At 67.2% G+C, this 16,516-nt stretch carries 26 protein-coding genes; 25 read left to right on the forward strand and 1 reads right to left on the reverse strand.

Annotated elements, in window-relative coordinates:
* Window positions 1-129: 129 nt before the first annotated feature.
* From tuf to SGLAU_RS33770, 7 genes are all read left to right on the forward strand, one after another.
* Window positions 130-1,323, forward strand: a complete 1,194-nt coding sequence (tuf, locus tag SGLAU_RS19850) for an elongation factor Tu (RefSeq protein ID WP_043503311.1) — start codon at window positions 130-132, stop codon at window positions 1,321-1,323.
* A 327-nt stretch (window positions 1,324-1,650) separates the two neighbouring features.
* Window positions 1,651-2,796 carry an acyltransferase family protein gene (locus tag SGLAU_RS19855; protein WP_078957795.1) on the forward strand — a complete coding sequence of 382 codons (1,146 nt, stop codon included), beginning with the start codon at window positions 1,651-1,653 and terminating at the stop codon, window positions 2,794-2,796.
* A gap of 227 nt (window positions 2,797-3,023) precedes the next feature.
* Window positions 3,024-3,431, forward strand: a complete 408-nt coding sequence (locus SGLAU_RS35950) for a hypothetical protein (RefSeq protein ID WP_208868926.1) — start codon at window positions 3,024-3,026, stop codon at window positions 3,429-3,431.
* A 27-nt stretch (window positions 3,432-3,458) separates the two neighbouring features.
* Complete coding sequence (locus SGLAU_RS19865) at window positions 3,459-5,504, forward strand: hypothetical protein (RefSeq protein WP_244315241.1); 2,046 nt, start codon at window positions 3,459-3,461, stop codon at window positions 5,502-5,504.
* A gap of 170 nt (window positions 5,505-5,674) precedes the next feature.
* The gene (locus tag SGLAU_RS35285) at window positions 5,675-6,049 is read left to right on the forward strand and encodes a hypothetical protein (protein WP_159072793.1); all 375 of its coding nucleotides are present in this window, start codon (window positions 5,675-5,677) and stop codon (window positions 6,047-6,049) included.
* A gap of 176 nt (window positions 6,050-6,225) precedes the next feature.
* Window positions 6,226-7,110, forward strand: a complete 885-nt coding sequence (locus SGLAU_RS19870) for a helix-turn-helix domain-containing protein (RefSeq protein ID WP_043503315.1) — start codon at window positions 6,226-6,228, stop codon at window positions 7,108-7,110.
* Window positions 7,107-7,319, forward strand: coding sequence for a DUF397 domain-containing protein (locus SGLAU_RS33770; protein WP_078957796.1), 213 nt, complete (start codon window positions 7,107-7,109; stop codon window positions 7,317-7,319). Before SGLAU_RS19870 ends, SGLAU_RS33770 begins: the two co-directional genes overlap by 4 nt.
* Here the strand turns inward: SGLAU_RS33770 and SGLAU_RS35290 are convergent.
* Complete coding sequence (locus tag SGLAU_RS35290) at window positions 7,256-7,444, reverse strand: hypothetical protein (RefSeq protein WP_043503316.1); 189 nt, start codon at window positions 7,442-7,444, stop codon at window positions 7,256-7,258. The two genes, SGLAU_RS33770 and SGLAU_RS35290, sit on opposite strands and share 64 nt — an antisense overlap.
* A gap of 562 nt (window positions 7,445-8,006) precedes the next feature.
* Between SGLAU_RS35290 and rpsJ the strand changes: the two genes are divergently transcribed.
* The 18 genes from rpsJ to rplR all read left to right on the forward strand — a co-directional run bounded on the left by rpsJ (window position 8,007) and on the right by rplR (window position 16,507).
* Window positions 8,007-8,315, forward strand: coding sequence for a 30S ribosomal protein S10 (rpsJ, locus tag SGLAU_RS19880; RefSeq protein WP_003948644.1), 309 nt, complete (start codon window positions 8,007-8,009; stop codon window positions 8,313-8,315).
* A gap of 16 nt (window positions 8,316-8,331) precedes the next feature.
* Window positions 8,332-8,976 carry a 50S ribosomal protein L3 gene (rplC, locus tag SGLAU_RS19885; protein WP_043503318.1) on the forward strand — a complete coding sequence of 215 codons (645 nt, stop codon included), beginning with the start codon at window positions 8,332-8,334 and terminating at the stop codon, window positions 8,974-8,976.
* An 8-nt stretch (window positions 8,977-8,984) separates the two neighbouring features.
* Entirely contained in the window at window positions 8,985-9,641 is a 657-nt protein-coding gene (rplD, locus tag SGLAU_RS19890; RefSeq protein WP_043503320.1) for a 50S ribosomal protein L4, read from the forward strand.
* Window positions 9,641-10,060, forward strand: a complete 420-nt coding sequence (gene rplW, locus SGLAU_RS19895) for a 50S ribosomal protein L23 (protein WP_043503322.1) — start codon at window positions 9,641-9,643, stop codon at window positions 10,058-10,060. The genes rplD and rplW overlap by 1 nt, the downstream gene beginning before the upstream one ends.
* Before the next feature lie 40 nt (window positions 10,061-10,100).
* Window positions 10,101-10,937, forward strand: coding sequence for a 50S ribosomal protein L2 (gene rplB / locus SGLAU_RS19900; RefSeq protein WP_043503324.1), 837 nt, complete (start codon window positions 10,101-10,103; stop codon window positions 10,935-10,937).
* 12 nt (window positions 10,938-10,949) lie between these two features.
* Entirely contained in the window at window positions 10,950-11,231 is a 282-nt protein-coding gene (rpsS, locus tag SGLAU_RS19905) for a 30S ribosomal protein S19 (protein WP_030233885.1), read from the forward strand.
* A gap of 43 nt (window positions 11,232-11,274) precedes the next feature.
* Complete coding sequence (rplV, locus tag SGLAU_RS19910) at window positions 11,275-11,622, forward strand: 50S ribosomal protein L22 (RefSeq protein ID WP_043503326.1); 348 nt, start codon at window positions 11,275-11,277, stop codon at window positions 11,620-11,622.
* Entirely contained in the window at window positions 11,622-12,443 is an 822-nt protein-coding gene (gene rpsC, locus SGLAU_RS19915) for a 30S ribosomal protein S3 (RefSeq protein WP_014674374.1), read from the forward strand. The genes rplV and rpsC overlap by 1 nt, the downstream gene beginning before the upstream one ends.
* Window positions 12,444-12,448: 5 nt before the next feature.
* The gene (gene rplP / locus SGLAU_RS19920) at window positions 12,449-12,868 is read left to right on the forward strand and encodes a 50S ribosomal protein L16 (RefSeq protein ID WP_029380975.1); all 420 of its coding nucleotides are present in this window, start codon (window positions 12,449-12,451) and stop codon (window positions 12,866-12,868) included.
* The gene (rpmC, locus tag SGLAU_RS19925) at window positions 12,868-13,092 is read left to right on the forward strand and encodes a 50S ribosomal protein L29 (protein WP_007494763.1); all 225 of its coding nucleotides are present in this window, start codon (window positions 12,868-12,870) and stop codon (window positions 13,090-13,092) included. Before rplP ends, rpmC begins: the two co-directional genes overlap by 1 nt.
* Entirely contained in the window at window positions 13,089-13,376 is a 288-nt protein-coding gene (gene rpsQ / locus SGLAU_RS19930) for a 30S ribosomal protein S17 (protein WP_020941675.1), read from the forward strand. The genes rpmC and rpsQ overlap by 4 nt, the downstream gene beginning before the upstream one ends.
* Before the next feature lie 102 nt (window positions 13,377-13,478).
* Entirely contained in the window at window positions 13,479-13,847 is a 369-nt protein-coding gene (rplN, locus tag SGLAU_RS19935; RefSeq protein WP_003998823.1) for a 50S ribosomal protein L14, read from the forward strand.
* A gap of 2 nt (window positions 13,848-13,849) precedes the next feature.
* A complete protein-coding gene (gene rplX / locus SGLAU_RS19940; protein WP_009327082.1) occupies window positions 13,850-14,173 on the forward strand; it encodes a 50S ribosomal protein L24 in 324 nt (107 codons plus the stop codon).
* On the forward strand, window positions 14,173-14,730 hold the full coding sequence (gene rplE, locus SGLAU_RS19945) for a 50S ribosomal protein L5 (protein ID WP_014674377.1): 558 nt from the start codon (window positions 14,173-14,175) through the stop codon (window positions 14,728-14,730). The genes rplX and rplE overlap by 1 nt, the downstream gene beginning before the upstream one ends.
* Before the next feature lie 5 nt (window positions 14,731-14,735).
* Entirely contained in the window at window positions 14,736-14,921 is a 186-nt protein-coding gene (locus tag SGLAU_RS19950) for a type Z 30S ribosomal protein S14 (protein WP_003948630.1), read from the forward strand.
* 239 nt (window positions 14,922-15,160) lie between these two features.
* Window positions 15,161-15,559: a 30S ribosomal protein S8 gene (gene rpsH, locus SGLAU_RS19955; protein ID WP_043503329.1), complete on the forward strand. Its 399-nt coding sequence runs from the start codon at window positions 15,161-15,163 to the stop codon at window positions 15,557-15,559.
* A 24-nt stretch (window positions 15,560-15,583) separates the two neighbouring features.
* On the forward strand, window positions 15,584-16,123 hold the full coding sequence (gene rplF, locus SGLAU_RS19960; RefSeq protein WP_043503332.1) for a 50S ribosomal protein L6: 540 nt from the start codon (window positions 15,584-15,586) through the stop codon (window positions 16,121-16,123).
* Window positions 16,124-16,126: 3 nt separating this feature from the next.
* The gene (rplR, locus tag SGLAU_RS19965) at window positions 16,127-16,507 is read left to right on the forward strand and encodes a 50S ribosomal protein L18 (RefSeq protein ID WP_043503333.1); all 381 of its coding nucleotides are present in this window, start codon (window positions 16,127-16,129) and stop codon (window positions 16,505-16,507) included.
* Window positions 16,508-16,516 lie beyond the last annotated feature (9 nt).

Below are 16,516 nucleotides of genomic sequence, written 5' to 3' on the forward strand. Positions count from 1 at the left end.
TGACTCCGGAGCCTCGCGGGGCAAACAACCGCATCACGGATGTTTGCCCCCGGGATCCGGGACATCCAGCAAAGATCACCTGGCGCCGATGAAGTAAGGCGTACCAGAACCACTCCCAGGAGGACCCCAGTGGCGAAGGCGAAGTTCGAGCGGACTAAGCCGCACGTCAACATCGGCACCATCGGTCACATCGACCACGGTAAGACGACCCTCACGGCCGCCATTACCAAGGTGCTGCACGACGCGTACCCGGACCTGAACGAGGCCACCCCGTTCGACAACATCGACAAGGCGCCCGAGGAGCGTCAGCGCGGTATCACCATCTCCATCGCGCACGTCGAGTACCAGACCGAGGCGCGTCACTACGCCCACGTCGACTGCCCGGGTCACGCGGACTACATCAAGAACATGATCACGGGTGCGGCGCAGATGGACGGCGCCATCCTCGTGGTCGCCGCCACCGACGGCCCGATGCCGCAGACCAAGGAGCACGTGCTCCTGGCCCGCCAGGTCGGCGTTCCGTACATCGTGGTCGCCCTGAACAAGGCCGACATGGTGGACGACGAGGAGATCCTGGAGCTCGTCGAGCTCGAGGTCCGTGAGCTCCTCTCCGAGTACGAGTTCCCCGGCGACGACGTTCCGGTCGTCAAGGTCTCCGCTCTCAAGGCCCTCGAGGGCGAGAAGGAGTGGGTGGACTCCGTCCTCAACCTGATGAAGGCCGTCGACGAGTCGATCCCGCAGCCGGAGCGCGACGTCGACAAGCCGTTCCTGATGCCGATCGAGGACGTCTTCACGATCACCGGTCGCGGTACGGTCGTCACCGGCCGTATCGAGCGTGGTGTCCTCAAGGTCAACGAGACCGTCGACATCATCGGCATCAAGCAGGAGAAGACCACCACCACGGTCACCGGCATCGAGATGTTCCGCAAGCTGCTCGACGAGGGCCAGGCCGGTGAGAACGTCGGTCTGCTCCTCCGTGGCATCAAGCGCGAGGACGTCGAGCGCGGCCAGGTCATCATCAAGCCGGGCTCGGTCACCCCGCACACCGAGTTCGAGGCCCAGGCCTACATCCTGTCCAAGGACGAGGGTGGCCGCCACACGCCGTTCTTCAACAACTACCGTCCGCAGTTCTACTTCCGTACGACGGACGTGACGGGCGTTGTGACCCTCCCCGAGGGCACCGAGATGGTCATGCCCGGTGACAACACCGAGATGACCGTCCAGCTGATCCAGCCGGTCGCCATGGAAGAGGGCCTGAAGTTCGCCATCCGTGAGGGTGGCCGGACCGTGGGCGCCGGCCAGGTCACCAAGATCACCAAGTAAGTTCCGCTTGCTTGAGGGTCTGAAGGTCACCTGACCTGCTTCGGCCTGAGGGGCCCGTACGACTTCGGTCGTACGGGCCCCTTCGTCATGCCCGGGAGACGGCCTCCGGCGCGGCTGCGGGCCCAGCGCCGTCGTCAGGTCCGCCGCGCGCGGGTTGCGCGCGGGGAGGGTGAAACCTCGGCGAACCTTGGGCGGCGCACGGGAGAGGATTCCGGCAATTCCCGTGCCCCGGCGCGTGGATTGCTCCGCTCTGCCCCGTAGCGGCGGGATCGTACGGACGTAGCGTGAACCGGCGTTCGACGGTTCGAGGGGTGCGGGGAGCACGGGATGCAGGGGATTGCGCCGGCCGGATCACCGGTACGGGCGGGATCGGCGCGGAAACCGGCGGACACGCCCGGCGGCCGGGCGCGCCCCCGCCTGTACGTCATCGACGGCATACGGCTGGCCGCCGCCCTCCTGGTGGCCCTGCACCACTACGCCGGCACCAACCGCGCGAACCAGCCCGGCAACGCCATCTGGGACCGCCCGGTGTCCGACCTCATGCCCAGCTGGTTCCACGTGGCGTCCTACGGCTGGATCGGCGTCGAGATCTTCTTCGTCATCAGCGGCTTCGTGATCTGCATGTCCTGCTGGGGCCGCACCCCCAAGGACTTCTTCGTCTCGCGGGTGATCCGCCTGTACCCGGCCTACTGGTGCGCGGTGCTGTTCACCACCGCGGTGCTGGCCGCCCTGCCCGGCGTGTGGGAACGCCTCCCGCTGCGCGAGGTGCTGTTCAACCTGACGATGCTCCAGGAGGGCTCGAAGGTCCCGAACGTCGACCCCGTCTACTGGACCCTCTGGGCCGAACTGCGCTTCTACCTGCTCTTCCTCGTCGTCGTCGCCATGGGCCTCACCTACCGCCGGGTCGTGGTCTTCTGCTGCGTGTGGGGCGCGGCCGCCATGCTCGCGCCGGTTGCGAAGTTCCCGCTCCTCGTCCTGGTCGCCAACCCGACCGGCGCCTGGTACTTCATCGCCGGCCTCGCCCTCTACCTCATGCACCGCTTCGGCCCGGACCTCCTGCTGTGCGGCATCCTCGGCATGGCCTGGCTGATGGGGCAGCTCGAGCTGGGGGAGCGGGTGGAGTTCGAGCAGGTCAGCAGCTGGCGCGGCGCGGTCGTGATCTACACGTTCTTCCTGCTGCTCATGATCGCCGTCGCCCTGGGGCACACCGACCGCGTGCGGTGGAAGTGGCTGGTCACCGCGGGAGCACTGACGTACCCCCTCTACCTGACCCACTACATGGCCGGTACGGCCTTCATCGACCGCCTGCGCGACACGATGGACCCGCGGCTGCTGGTCGTGACCGTCATCGCGGGCTTCCTGGTGCTGAGCTGGCTGATCCACCGGCTGGTGGAACGGCCGCTGGCGCGGCTGCTGCGGCGGGGGCTGGAGGCGTCGTTCGGGCGGCTGCGGGACTTCCAGCGGGCGGCCTGACCACCGGGACCCCTCAGTACGACGGGGTCCGGATACCTGGGCGGGCTGAGCCGGCGAACACGTTCCCGCCCCGCTCGACCTCGCGGACCGCCCACGAACCGGGAGGAAAACAGCCCGGTTGACCGGTTTATGAGTGTCTGTGGTGAAGACGATACGGTACTGACCGCTGATCGGTACGACGTCAGCGAGCACGCTGGGCGGGACGCCAACGGGGAGGCGGCGGAGCGGTGACGGAGACGAGGCTGAACCAGCTTCCAGCCGACCAGGGAGGGACCGGTCCGTCGGGCGGGCGCAAGGACGTCGCCTCCTCGCCGGCCGAGAAGAGGGCCGCGGCCAGGGCCATCGAGGACGGCATCGAGCCGGACACCGCGAAGGCGGGACGGCACGCGGACGTGGACACGGCGAGCGCGGTGAAGGCGTTCGGGCCGAAGGACGGTGACGGCTGGGACACGTCGGCGGCCCTGAAGAAGGCCCATGAGACCTGGGGCGACCAGGTGAAGAACCTGCTCGACCGGCTCGGCTCGGAGAAGGACGCCCTGCGGCGGGCCAACACGACGCTGGTCGGCTCCGATCTCACGGTGCGCGGGGCCGCACAGCAGATCTCGGTCTTCGACACGTACTCCCAGGGGCGGTGACCGGTCGTGCCCACCTATCACGAGATCATGACGACCGACCTCTCCGCGCTCACGACCGCCGCGAAGAGCTGGGACGGCATGGCGGGGGAGTTCGCCAAGCAGGAGAGGGCCTACGAGCGGGACGTGCACGGCATCTCCATGGGCACCACCTGGGTGGGCCTCAGCGCGGAGGCGGCCAACGCCCGCTTCGACATCACCCTCAAGCAGTTCCGGTACGCCCAGACCGAGGCCAAGGCCGTCGCCGGTCTGCTGCGCGACGCCCACACGCAGTTCGTGGAGCTGCGGGGCCGGCTGAGGACGGCACGGCAGGAGGCCGTCGACGCCGGGATGAAGGTCTCCGACCAGGGGCTCGTCAGCCTGGACATCGAGCGCATGTCCGAGGCCGAGCGCAGGGCCGTGCACCATGACCCCGGGTACCGGGAAGCCGTCCAGTCCTGGCAGGACCGCATCAACAAGGCCGTCCAGGACGTCGCGGACGCGGACGCCGGCGTGCGGATCGCTCTCCAGGCGGTGGTGATCGACGAGAGCGTCATCGCCGGTGGCCGCGGTTTCAACGGCGAGGCGCAGGGCGATGTCGAGAAGTACGAGGGCCAGGCTGCCGAGGAGGCACTGAAGAAGCTCGGCAGGGGAGACCGCCTCACGGACAAGGAGCTCGCCGAGCTCAGGCGGGCGTTCCGCGACAACGGCGACGACCCCGCGTTCTCCCGGACACTCCTCGACGGCCTCGGAGCCACCGGCACCATCAGGCTCACCAACGAGCTGAACGACCTGATCCACGTGCGGGGCGGGGACCGCGTCCGCGACTACTCCACGATCGAGACCGGCCTGGCCAACGCCCTCGTCTCGGCGACCAGGGACACCACGTCCCCGTGGTACGACGACTGGCGCGAGGACATGCGCGAGGCCGGCGTCGAACGGCACGCCACCGACGTCCAGGGCGCGCGCCTCGACAAGGCCGTCGGCTACCAGTCCCTCGTCACCCTCATGCAGAAGGGCCACGGGTACGCGCCCGAGATGCTCGGTGACCTCACCGACGACATGATCGCCGCGGAGAAGAAGGACCCCGGTGTCTGGCAGCTGAAGCACGAGTACGCCGGAAAGGGCGGCGGCTGGTTCGCCAACGACCCGGTGGACGGGATGCTCGGCATCATGAGCCACGACCCGGACGCGGCGGCCCGCTACCTCGGCTCCGGTGACCGCATGCAGTACCTCGTCAAGGAGCGGGACTGGGACGTCACCCTCCACGAACACGAGGGTGCGAAGGCCGGCACGTACACCCCGGGCGAGGACGCCGACACCCGGGCCGGCTTCGGAGCGGCCCTCCAGGCCGCCGCGACGGGCATCGACCCCTCGGCCGAGAACCCCCGCTACGTGGAGCACACGAAGCAGAACGAGGCGGTGCTGAAGTCGGCGATCACCCACCTCGCGGACACCGGCGACGACCTCCCGGCGGCTCTGCGGCAACCGATGGCCAACATCCTGATCAACCACGGTGACACCGTCCACAAGTCGATGAGCAACATCGACATGGCCGCCTCACCACTCGACCAGACCGACCTCTTCGAGGTCACCAAGCAACTGTCCAAGGACCCGGACTCCTACGGCACGCTCAACGGGGGCTTGAACCGAGCCATGGTCGCCGACATTCACGACGGGGCCCCGGCGGATTCCAAGGAGCCGCTGACCCGGGCGGGGAGAACGCTCGGTTTCCTGGAAGAGGCGCGAGGCCAGGCACAGGGTGACCCCAAGGCAGCGGAATTCGCGGCCAAGCCGTTCTTCGACGAGGCAATCGGCTACATTCCTGTTGTTTCGGGCCCAGTGCAGCAAGGCTTCGACTACGTCACCGAGCAGTGGCTGGCCGATGAGCAGAGGAGACTGGATGATCAGGCTGCCGATGAAAGCGCTGCCCAGTACAAGAAGCGGAACGGCCAGCTGATCGCTTTGGCAGACGAATGGCGTCGTACTCGCGAAGGCACTGGGACGCAATATGATCCGGCTGATCATATTGAGCAGGCAGCAGCGGCTGGGGTTTGGCACGCGCAGGGTGTTTCCGGTATGAGGGGGGCCCGGTGAAGCGTGTATCGCGCATTGTGGCGCCCCTCGTCGCAGTCGGTCTTCTGGCCGTGGGCGGATGGTGGCTGACCGGCCGGAGTGAGACGCCGAGGCTTCCTGAGTCCCTCTGTGGGACGCGGATCAGTCCGGAACTGCTGCGGCCGTTGCTTCCGCCGGATGGGAAAGTCACCGTGGACGACGATGTGGAGCGTGGGAATCCCAGGCCTTCCGCTTGGTGCGTCGTCTACGCGAATGGTGAAGAAGCCATCGGATTGCGGTACGCCTGGCATTCGGACCGGGTCGACCCACTGGAAATCGCCAATTCCCCGTCATCCGTCTCACAGCTCGAACTCCCTCAGCGTGTGGCATTTCCAGGGGCCCGGTCAGTGGTCGGAAACACTGGGGTCATCTCCACCACTTCCTGCAAGACGAGCGCGGGATCGTATTTCACCCTCTCTGTTCTGCTTGAGGGAGTCAACGTGACGGCCGATGCCCACCGTTCCAGTCTTGAGCAGTTCATGCGCGCCTACTTCCCGGCCACCGTCAAGACGCTGGGCTGCGGCTGACGCGCGCTTCCAGTGCCGCCGCCCTGGCTGGTGTCCGGCCGTGTCCACCGAGGGTCGCGGCAGCGATTCGCTGGTTCGCGTCACTCGGCATGGCCGCTTCCGCCTACCGTGGTGAGTGAGCAGACCGATACGCAGGGTCACGGCCCGTCGGGGGCGGTGGAACGGAGGGGCACGGCATGGGGGCGGTCGGCAGTGACGCCGGGCCGGGGAGCGGCGACGGCGAGGCGGACGAGCCCGGCTGGGAGGTCGAGCCGGACGACGAGTGGGGTCTCGCGGTCGTCGCCACGGTGGGGCGCCAGCTGAGGCTGCGGCGCGAGGCGGTGGGCATGCGGGCCGCCGACTTCGCGACGGCGGTCGGGTACGGCGAGGACATGGTCTACAAGATCGAGGCAGGGAAGCGCATCCCCCGGTCCGAGTTCCTGGACAGGGCGGACGAGGTGCTGAGCGCGGGGGGTCTGCTGGCCGCGATGAAGGAGGACGTGGCCAAGGTCCGGTACCCGAGGAGGGTCCGGGAACTGGCCGAGCTGGAGGCCAGGGCGGTGGAACTGGGGGTGTACGTCGGGCTGAGCATCCACGGCCTGCTGCAGACACCGGCACACGCGCGCGCCCTGTTCGAGGTGTCGCAGTCCGCCTACGCGGAGGAACAGCTTGAGCGGCTGGTTGCTGCCCGGATGGGCCGCAAGGCGATCTTCGAACGGTCGCCGATGCCGATGCTCAGTTTCGTTCAGGAAGAGGTGACGCTGCGGCGGCAGGTCGGAGGCACAATGGTCTGGCGTCAGCAGCTCGAACACCTGCTGCAGACCGCCCAGTTGCGGAATGTCACCCTGCAGGTGATGCCGACCGCCTCCGGCGCCCACCCGGGGCTGAGCGGCAAGATCGAGGTGCTGAAGTTCGAGGACGGCACGGCGGTCGGCCGTTCCGACGGGGCGTTCAACGGACGCCCTACGTCCGAGCCGAAACACCTGCGCATTCTCGAGCTGCGATACAGCACCATCCGGGCGATGGCTCTCCCGCCGCGGGAGTCGCTGGCCTTCATCGAGCAACTGCTGGGAGAGACATGATCCGCGAAACCGCTGCCGGTCCGGTTTCGGCGCTGGTGTGGTTCAAGAGCAGTCACAGTGACGGCCCCGAGGGCGACAGCTGCGTCGAGATAGCCATAACCCCCCACACCGTCCACGTCCGCGACTCCAAGAACACCCGTGGACCTCAGCTCGCCCTGACCCCCGCCGCCTGGGCCGGGTTCGTGGCGTACGCCGGCCAGTCCCGGTAGGCCGACTCCGGCGGCAGCTTCACCGCGGTGCAGCCGCGACGCGCGGTGACTTCGGTGACGTAGGACTCGAAGAGGGGCTTGCGCAGTTCCGCGAGGAGTCCGTCGTAGGTGTAGCTGAGGGTCATGGTGTGCAGCGCCGGCGCGCCGTCGCGCCCAGTGACCGGGACGGCGGCTCCAGGCGGTCCGGCAGCTCCGTCAGGCGGGTCTCGCAGCTCAGCGCGAGTCGTAGGCGAGCCGGAGCCGGGAACGCGTGGTGTCCTGCATGGTCATGACCGTCAAGGGTGTCAGGTGTTTGACCTGCGTCACGCTCGGGGTATTCTCCTCGACTCGATTGGCGTCCGGCCGGTCGCTTGTGGCAGACTGTCCGAGTTGCTCGGTCGAGTGTTGATGCTGCGCGCCTCCCGCCGGGAGGACCGGAAGCGAGTCCCACAGTACTCGTCGCCCCTGATCAGGGGCGGACGTACGGGAATCTTCCGGGAAGCGTCGGTGCGGCACCGGCCAGGCACCCGGTGGGCCTTTCGTCCCCGGCTTGCGGTTCCGGTAGGGCCGTGTGCATTCCCCGCAGGGATGTTCGAACAAGGGACATCTGTGTCAGCGGGAGCGCGACACGCCCGACCGCGTGGGTCGGAGGAAGTGCTGGGAACACCGGGTTCCAGAGCGGAAGAGAGACAGGACTACGAAGTAGCCATGGCGGGACAGAAGATCCGCATCCGGCTCAAGGCCTACGACCACGAGGTCATCGACAGCTCGGCGAAGAAGATCGTCGAGACGGTGACGCGTACTGGTGCGTCGGTCGCGGGCCCGGTGCCGCTGCCCACTGAGAAGAACGTGTACTGCGTCATCAAGTCGCCGCACAAGTACAAGGACTCGCGCGAGCACTTCGAGATGCGCACGCACAAGCGCCTGATCGACATCCTCGACCCGACCCCCAAGACCGTTGACTCTCTGATGCGACTCGACCTCCCGGCCGGTGTCGACATCGAGATCAAGCTCTGAGGCTGGTGGGCTGAGAATGGCTAAGCAGATCAAGGGCATCCTGGGCGAGAAGCTCGGTATGACGCAGGTGTGGGACGAGAACAACCGTGTTGTTCCGGTCACCGTCGTCAAGGCCGGGCCCAACGTCGTCACCCAGGTCCGTACGAACGACGTCGACGGCTACGAGTCCGTCCAGATCGCCTTCGGCGACATCGACCCGCGCAAGGTGAACAAGCCCCTCAAGGGCCACTTCGCCAAGGCCGACGTCACCCCCCGTCGTCACCTCGTCGAGATCCGCACGTCGGACGCCTCCGAGTACACGCTCGGCCAGGAGATCACCGCTGAGGTGTTCGAGGCCGGCGTGAAGGTCGACGTGACCGGCAAGAGCAAGGGCAAGGGCTTCGCCGGTGTCATGAAGCGCCACAACTTCCGTGGCCTCGGCGCCGGACACGGCACCCAGCGCAAGCACCGCTCGCCCGGTTCCATCGGTGGCTGCGCCACCCCGGGCCGCGTGTTCAAGGGCCTCCGCATGGCGGGTCGCATGGGCAACGAGCGGGTCACCACCCAGAACCTGACCGTCCACGCCGTTGACGCGGAGAAGGGTCTGCTGCTCATCAAGGGCGCGGTTCCCGGTCCGAACGGCGGCCTCGTCCTGGTCCGCACCGCGGCCAAGGGGGCCTGAGGTAACCGATGAGCACTGTTGACATCCTTTCGCCGGCGGGCGACAAGGCCGGTACCGTCGAGCTCCCCTCGGAGATCTTCGGCGTTGAGAAGGTCAGCGTCCCGCTGATCCACCAGGTCGTCGTCGCGCAGCTGGCCGCTGCCCGTCAGGGCACGCACAAGACCAAGACCCGTGGCGAGGTCCGCGGCGGTGGCAAGAAGCCGTACCGCCAGAAGGGCACCGGTCGCGCCCGTCAGGGTTCGACCCGCGCGCCGCAGTTCGCCGGTGGTGGCGTCGTGCACGGTCCCGTGCCGCGCGACTACTCGCAGCGCACGCCCAAGAAGATGAAGGCTGCCGCTCTGCGTCACGCCCTCACCGACCGGGCGCGTCACAACCGCATCCACGTCGTCACCGGCGTGGTCGAGGGCGAGACCCCCTCCACGAAGGCCGCGAAGAGCCTGTTCGGCAAGATCAGCGAGCGCAAGAACCTGCTCCTGGTCGTCGACCGCTCCGACGAGGCCGCGTGGCTGTCCGCCCGCAACCTGCCCCAGGTCCACATCCTGGAGCCGGGCCAGCTGAACACGTACGACGTTCTCGTCTCCGACGACGTGGTCTTCACCAAGGCCGCCTTCGAGTCCTTCGTGTCCGGCCCGAAGGCTGCTGACACCGAAGGGAGCGAGGCCTGATGGCTATCCGTCACCCCGCCATTGCCTCCAAGGCCGCCAAGGCCGCCAAGGCCGCGCGCGTCGCCAAGGCGCGTCGCCACGCCGCCGAGGGCAAGAACACCGTCGTCACCCCGGCGAGCAAGTCGTACACGGACCCCCGTGACGTCCTGCTGAAGCCGGTCGTGTCCGAGAAGAGCTACGCGCTCCTCGACGAGAACAAGTACACGTTCATCGTCGACCCGCGGGCCAACAAGACCCAGATCAAGCAGGCCGTGGAGACGGTCTGGGAGGTCAAGGTCACCGGGGTCAACACGATCAACCGCCAGGGCAAGCGCAAGCGGACCCGCACGGGCTTCGGCCAGCGTGCCGCCACCAAGCGCGCGATCGTGACCCTCGCCGAGGGCGACCGTATCGACATCTTCGGCGGTCCGACCTCCTAACGGAGGTCAGGATCGTCCGATATCGGACGAGGACTGAGAAATGGGTATCCGCAAGTACAAGCCGACGACTCCTGGCCGTCGTGGCGCCAGCGTCGCCGACTTCGTCGAGGTCACGCGGTCCACGCCGGAGAAGTCGCTGGTCCGCCCGCTGCACAGCAAGGGCGGCCGTAACAACGCCGGTCGTGTGACCGTCCGCCACCAGGGTGGTGGCCACAAGCGCGCCTACCGCGTGATCGACTTCCGTCGTCACGACAAGGACGGCGTGCCGGCGAAGGTCGCGCACATCGAGTACGACCCCAACCGCACGGCGCGCATCGCGCTGCTGCACTACGCCGACGGCGAGAAGCGCTACATCCTCGCGCCGCGCGGCCTGCAGCAGGGCGACCGCATCGAGAACGGTCCCGGGGCCGACATCAAGCCGGGCAACAACCTGGCCCTCCGCAACATCCCGGTCGGTACCACGATCCACGCGATCGAGCTCCGTCCCGGTGGCGGTGCCAAGTTCGCCCGCTCCGCCGGTGCCTCCGTGCAGCTGCTCGCGAAGGAGGGCGCCTACGCCCACCTCCGCATGCCGTCCGGAGAGATCCGCCTGGTCGACGTGCGCTGCCGCGCCACCGTCGGCGAGGTCGGCAACGCCGAGCAGAGCAACATCAACTGGGGTAAGGCCGGCCGCAAGCGCTGGCTGGGCGTTCGCCCGACCGTCCGTGGTGTGGTCATGAACCCGGTCGACCACCCGCACGGTGGTGGTGAGGGTCGTACCTCCGGTGGCCGCCACCCGGTCTCCCCGTGGGGCAAGAAGGAAGGCCGTACTCGTTCGCCCAAGAAGGCGTCGAACAAGTACATCGTCCGCCGCCGCAAGACGAACAAGAAGCGCTAAGGACGGGTTGAGATGCCTCGTAGCTTGAAGAAGGGGCCCTTCGTCGACGACCACCTGATGAAGAAGGTGGACGCCCAGAACGAAGCCGGCACCAAGAACGTCATCAAGACCTGGTCCCGTCGCTCGATGATCGTGCCGGCCATGCTCGGCCACACGCTCGCGGTGCACAACGGCAAGACCCACATCCCGGTGTTCGTCACCGAGTCGATGGTCGGCCACAAGCTCGGCGAGTTCTCGCCGACGCGCACCTTCCGGGGTCACGTCAAGGAAGACCGGAAGTCGAAGCGCCGCTAGCAGCGGATCGCATTCAGACACGTAAGTAACTGAAGGGACAACCATGGAAGCCAGGGCCCAGGCGCGGTACATCCGCGTCACGCCCATGAAGGCCCGCCGCGTGGTGGACCTTATCCGTGGCATGGACGCCACGGAGGCTCAGGCGGTCCTGCGATTCGCTCCGCAGGCTGCCTCCGTGCCGGTCGGCAAGGTGCTCGACAGCGCCATCGCCAACGCCGCGCACAACTACGACCACACCGATGTCGACAGCCTCTACATCGCTGAGGCCTACGTCGACGAGGGCCCGACCCTGAAGCGGTTCCGTCCGCGCGCCCAGGGCCGTGCCTACCGGATCCGCAAGCGGACCAGCCACATCACCGTGGTCGTCGCCAGCAAGGAAGGAACCCGGTAATGGGCCAGAAGGTAAACCCGCATGGGTTCCGGCTCGGTGTCACCACGGACTTCAAGTCCCGGTGGTACGCCGACAAGCTGTACAAGGACTACGTCAAGGAAGACGTCGCCATCCGTCGGATGATGACGTCCGGCATGGAGCGCGCCGGCATCTCGAAGGTGGAGATCGAGCGCACCCGTGACCGCGTCCGCGTCGACATCCACACCGCGCGTCCCGGCATCGTCATCGGCCGCCGCGGCGCCGAGGCCGACCGCATCCGCGGCGACCTGGAGAAGCTGACCGGCAAGCAGGTCCAGCTGAACATCCTCGAGGTCAAGAACCCGGAGACGGACGCTCAGCTGGTGGCCCAGGCCGTCGCCGAGCAGCTGTCCTCCCGCGTCTCCTTCCGCCGGGCCATGCGCAAGAGCATGCAGTCCGCCATGAAGGCCGGCGCCAAGGGCATCAAGATCCAGTGCGGTGGCCGCCTCGGCGGCGCCGAGATGTCCCGCTCGGAGTTCTACCGCGAGGGCCGTGTGCCCCTGCACACGCTCCGCGCGAACGTGGACTACGGCTTCTTCGAGGCCAAGACGACCTTCGGCCGCATCGGTGTGAAGGTCTGGATCTACAAGGGCGACGTCAAGAACATCGCCGAGGTCCGCGCCGAGAACGCCGCCGCCCGTGCGGGCAACCGCCCGGCCCGCGGTGGCGCCGACCGCCCGGCCCGTGGTGGCCGTGGTGGCGAGCGGCGCGGTCGCAAGCCGCAGCAGGCTGCCGGTGCCGAGGCCCCCAAGGCCGAGGCTCCCGCCGCCGCTCCGGCTGAGAGCACCGGAACGGAGGCCTGACCGTCATGCTGATCCCCCGTAGGGTCAAGCACCGCAAGCAGCACCACCCGAAGCGCAACGGTATGTCCAAGGGTGGAACGCAGGTTGCGTTCGGCGAGTACGGCATCCAGGCGCTGACCCCGGCCTACGTGACGAACCGCCAGATCGAGGCGGCTCGTATCGCGATGACCCGCCACATCAAGCGTGGCGGCAAGGTCTGGATCAACATCTACCCGGACCGCCCCCTCACCAAGAAGCCGGCCGAGACCCGCATGGGTTCCGGTAAGGGTTCGCCGGAGTGGTGGGTCGCCAACGTCAAGCCCGGACGTGTGATGTTCGAGCTGTCGTACCCCAACGAGAAGATCGCCCGTGAGGCGCTGACCCGTGCGGCCCACAAGCTGCCGATGAAGTGCCGGATCGTCAAGCGCGAGGCAGGTGAAGCGTGATGTCGGCCGGTACCAAGGCGTCCGAGCTGCGCGAGCTGGGCAACGAGGAGCTTCTGGCGAAGCTCCGCGAGGCCAAGGAAGAGCTGTTCAACCTCCGCTTCCAGGCGGCGACGGGTCAGCTCGAGAACCACGGCCGGCTGAAGGCCGTCCGTAAGGACATCGCGCGGATCTACACCCTGATGCGCGAGCGCGAGCTGGGCATCGAAACGGTGGAGAACGCATGAGCGAGAACAACGTGACTGAGCAGAACACCGAGGCGCGCGGCTTCCGCAAGACCCGTGAGGGTCTCGTCGTCAGCGACAAGATGGACAAGACCGTCGTCGTCGCCGTCGAGGACCGCGTCAAGCACGCGCTGTACGGCAAGGTCATCCGCCGTACCAACAAGCTCAAGGCGCACGACGAGCAGAACGCCGCGGGTGTCGGCGACCGCGTCCTCCTCATGGAGACCCGGCCGCTGTCCGCGACGAAGCGCTGGCGCGTCGTCGAGATCCTCGAGAAGGCCAAGTAATTCCTGCGGGACCAACCCCCGCAGGTCAGTTCCGCCAGGCTCGGCAGGGGTCCTCGTGACTGAGGCCCCTGCCGGGAACCGGCAGACGATCAGGAGATAGACGTGATCCAGCAGGAGTCGCGACTGCGTGTCGCCGACAACACTGGTGCGAAGGAGATCCTTTGCATCCGTGTGCTCGGTGGCTCCGGTCGCCGCTACGCGGGCATCGGTGACGTCATCGTCGCCACCGTCAAGGACGCGATCCCCGGTGGCAACGTGAAGAAGGGTGACGTCGTCAAGGCGGTCATCGTTCGCACCGTCAAGGAGCGCCGCCGTCCGGACGGCTCGTACATCCGCTTCGACGAGAACGCCGCCGTCATTCTGAAGAACGACGGCGACCCTCGCGGCACCCGCATCTTCGGCCCGGTCGGCCGTGAGCTGCGCGAGAAGAAGTTCATGAAGATCATCTCGCTCGCGCCGGAGGTGCTGTAAGCATGAAGATCAAGAAGGGCGACCTGGTCCAGGTCATCACCGGTAAGGACAAGGGCAAGCAGGGCAAGGTCATCGCGGCCTTCCCCCGCGAGGACCGCGTCCTGGTCGAGGGTGTCAACCGGGTCAAGAAGCACACCAAGGCCGGTCCGACCGCTCGCGGTTCCCAGGCCGGCGGCATCGTGACCACCGAGGCGCCGATCCACGTCTCCAACGTCCAGCTGGTCGTGGAGAAGGACGGCAAGAAGGTCGTCACGCGTGTCGGCTACCGCTTCGACGAAGAGGGCAACAAGATCCGCGTTGCCAAGCGGACGGGTGAGGACATCTGATGGCTACCACCACCACTCCGCGTCTGAAGACGAAGTACCGCGAGGAGATCGCGGGCAAGCTGCGTGACGAGTTCAAGTACGAGAACGTCATGCAGGTTCCCGGCCTCGTCAAGATCGTGGTCAACATGGGTGTCGGCGACGCCGCCCGTGACTCGAAGCTGATCGAGGGCGCGATCCGCGACCTGACCACCATCACCGGTCAGAAGCCGGCCGTCACCAAGGCCCGCAAGTCCATCGCGCAGTTCAAGCTGCGCGAGGGTCAGCCGATCGGTGCCCACGTCACGCTCCGTGGCGACCGCATGTGGGAGTTCCTGGACCGCACCCTGTCGCTGGCGCTCCCGCGCATCCGCGACTTCCGCGGCCTGTCCCCCAAGCAGTTCGACGGCCGTGGCAACTACACCTTCGGTCTCACGGAGCAGGTCATGTTCCACGAGATCGACCAGGACAAGATCGACCGCGTCCGGGGTATGGACATCACCGTGGTCACCACGGCGACCAACGACGAAGAGGGCCGCGCGCTCCTCCGTCACCTCGGCTTCCCGTTCAAGGAGGCGTGAGCGAGATGGCGAAGAAGGCTCTCATCGCGAAGGCTGCTCGCAAGCCCAAGTTCGGTGTGCGTGGCTACACCCGCTGCCAGCGCTGCGGTCGTCCGCACTCCGTCTACCGCAAGTTCGGCCTCTGCCGCGTGTGCCTCCGTGAGATGGCTCACCGTGGCGAGCTGCCGGGCGTGACCAAGAGCTCCTGGTAATCCCGGTAATTCGGGACACCTGGACCTCTCGGTAAGCAACCGGGCCGGCAGGGCCCAGCACCCTCATGCCGTAGGCTGGTGGGGTTGGGCTCTGCCGCCCTGGATCGCCCGCGGACGCCTGTCCGCTGAATGATTGCTTACTACGCCGTAGGTCCCCGCGCCGCACCCGTCCCGTCCCGGTATGGGGAGAGGGATGGCGCATATAGGAAACCCCGGCGAGAAAGGCCACAGGCCAATTCATGACCATGACTGATCCGATCGCAGACATGCTGACTCGTCTGCGTAACGCGAACTCGGCGTACCACGACTCGGTGTCGATGCCGCACTCCAAGATCAAGTCTCACATCGCGGAGATCCTCCAGCAGGAGGGCTTCATCACGGGCTGGAAGGTCGAGGACGCCGAGGTCGGCAAGAACCTCGTCCTCGAGCTGAAGTTCGGTCCGAACCGTGAGCGCTCCATCGCGGGCATCAAGCGGATCTCGAAGCCCGGTCTCCGGGTCTACGCGAAGTCCACCAACCTGCCGAAGGTCCTCGGCGGCCTGGGCGTGGCGATCATCTCCACGTCGCACGGTCTGCTGACCGACAAGCAGGCGCAGAAGAAGGGCGTGGGTGGGGAAGTCCTCGCCTACGTCTGGTAACGGAAGGGAACGGAGGAAACAGCTATGTCGCGCATCGGCAAGCTCCCCATCCCGGTTCCCGCCGGCGTGGACGTCACCATCGACGGCCGTACGGTCAAGGTCAAGGGCCCCAAGGGCGAGCTGACCCACACCGTTGCCGCGCCGATCGACATCGCTAAGGGCGAGGACGGCACCCTTCAGGTGCTGCGCCCGAACGACGAGCGGCAGAGCAAGGCCCTGCACGGCCTGTCCCGCACGCTGGTGGCGAACATGATCACCGGTGTGACCCAGGGATACGTCAAGAAGCTCGAGATCAGCGGTGTCGGTTACCGCGTGACCGCCAAGGGCTCGAACCTCGAGTTCGCGCTCGGTTACAGCCACCCGATCGTCGTCGAGGCCCCCGAGGGCATCACCTTCAAGGTGGAGACCCCGACCCGTTTCTCGGTCGAGGGCATCGACAAGCAGAAGGTCGGCGAGGTCGCGGCCAACATCCGCAAGCTGCGCAAGCCCGACCCGTACAAGGCCAAGGGCGTCAAGTACGAGGGCGAAGTCATCCGCCGCAAGGTCGGAAAGGCGGGTAAGTAAGCCATGGCATACGGGCAGAAGATCCTCAAGGGCGACGCCTACAAGCGCGCCGCGATCAAGCGCCGTCACATCCGGATCCGGAAGCGGATCTCGGGTACCGCCGAGCGCCCCCGTCTGGTCGTGACCCGCTCCAACCGCCACATCGTGGCGCAGGTGATCGACGACCTGAAGGGCCACACCCTGGCGTCGGCGTCCTCCCTGGACGCGTCGATCCGCGGTGCCGAGGACAAGTCCTCGCAGGCCAAGAAGGTCGGCGCCCTGGTCGCCGAGCGTGCCAAGGCCGCCGGTGTCGAGGCCGTCGTGTTCGACCGTGGTGGCAACCAGTACGCCGGGCGCATCGCCGCCCTGGCGGACGCCGCCCGCGAAGCCGGGCTCAAGTTCTGAGCCGCTTGT

The organism is Streptomyces glaucescens (genome assembly GCF_000761215.1).
Taxonomy (GTDB): domain Bacteria; phylum Actinomycetota; class Actinomycetes; order Streptomycetales; family Streptomycetaceae; genus Streptomyces; species Streptomyces glaucescens_B.

Coding starts and splice junctions, on each gene's coding strand:
- rplF (WP_043503332.1), top strand. CDS start 15,584: ATGTCGCGCATCGGCAAGCTCCCCATCCCGGTTCCCGCCGGCGTGGAC.
- rplE (WP_014674377.1), top strand. CDS start 14,173: ATGGCTACCACCACCACTCCGCGTCTGAAGACGAAGTACCGCGAGGAG.
- SGLAU_RS33770 (WP_078957796.1), top strand. CDS start 7,107: ATGATCCGCGAAACCGCTGCCGGTCCGGTTTCGGCGCTGGTGTGGTTC.
- SGLAU_RS35290 (WP_043503316.1), bottom strand. CDS start 7,444: ATGACCCTCAGCTACACCTACGACGGACTCCTCGCGGAACTGCGCAAG.
- rplW (WP_043503322.1), top strand. CDS start 9,641: ATGGCTATCCGTCACCCCGCCATTGCCTCCAAGGCCGCCAAGGCCGCC.
- rplP (WP_029380975.1), top strand. CDS start 12,449: ATGCTGATCCCCCGTAGGGTCAAGCACCGCAAGCAGCACCACCCGAAG.
- SGLAU_RS19870 (WP_043503315.1), top strand. CDS start 6,226: ATGGGGGCGGTCGGCAGTGACGCCGGGCCGGGGAGCGGCGACGGCGAG.
- rplR (WP_043503333.1), top strand. CDS start 16,127: ATGGCATACGGGCAGAAGATCCTCAAGGGCGACGCCTACAAGCGCGCC.
- SGLAU_RS19855 (WP_078957795.1), top strand. CDS start 1,651: ATGCAGGGGATTGCGCCGGCCGGATCACCGGTACGGGCGGGATCGGCG.
- rpsS (WP_030233885.1), top strand. CDS start 10,950: ATGCCTCGTAGCTTGAAGAAGGGGCCCTTCGTCGACGACCACCTGATG.
- rplB (WP_043503324.1), top strand. CDS start 10,101: ATGGGTATCCGCAAGTACAAGCCGACGACTCCTGGCCGTCGTGGCGCC.
- rplD (WP_043503320.1), top strand. CDS start 8,985: ATGAGCACTGTTGACATCCTTTCGCCGGCGGGCGACAAGGCCGGTACC.
- rpsQ (WP_020941675.1), top strand. CDS start 13,089: ATGAGCGAGAACAACGTGACTGAGCAGAACACCGAGGCGCGCGGCTTC.
- rplC (WP_043503318.1), top strand. CDS start 8,332: ATGGCTAAGCAGATCAAGGGCATCCTGGGCGAGAAGCTCGGTATGACG.
- SGLAU_RS19865 (WP_244315241.1), top strand. CDS start 3,459: ATGACGACCGACCTCTCCGCGCTCACGACCGCCGCGAAGAGCTGGGAC.
- rpsH (WP_043503329.1), top strand. CDS start 15,161: ATGACCATGACTGATCCGATCGCAGACATGCTGACTCGTCTGCGTAAC.
- rpsC (WP_014674374.1), top strand. CDS start 11,622: ATGGGCCAGAAGGTAAACCCGCATGGGTTCCGGCTCGGTGTCACCACG.
- SGLAU_RS19950 (WP_003948630.1), top strand. CDS start 14,736: ATGGCGAAGAAGGCTCTCATCGCGAAGGCTGCTCGCAAGCCCAAGTTC.
- rplX (WP_009327082.1), top strand. CDS start 13,850: ATGAAGATCAAGAAGGGCGACCTGGTCCAGGTCATCACCGGTAAGGAC.
- rpmC (WP_007494763.1), top strand. CDS start 12,868: ATGTCGGCCGGTACCAAGGCGTCCGAGCTGCGCGAGCTGGGCAACGAG.
- rpsJ (WP_003948644.1), top strand. CDS start 8,007: ATGGCGGGACAGAAGATCCGCATCCGGCTCAAGGCCTACGACCACGAG.
- rplV (WP_043503326.1), top strand. CDS start 11,275: ATGGAAGCCAGGGCCCAGGCGCGGTACATCCGCGTCACGCCCATGAAG.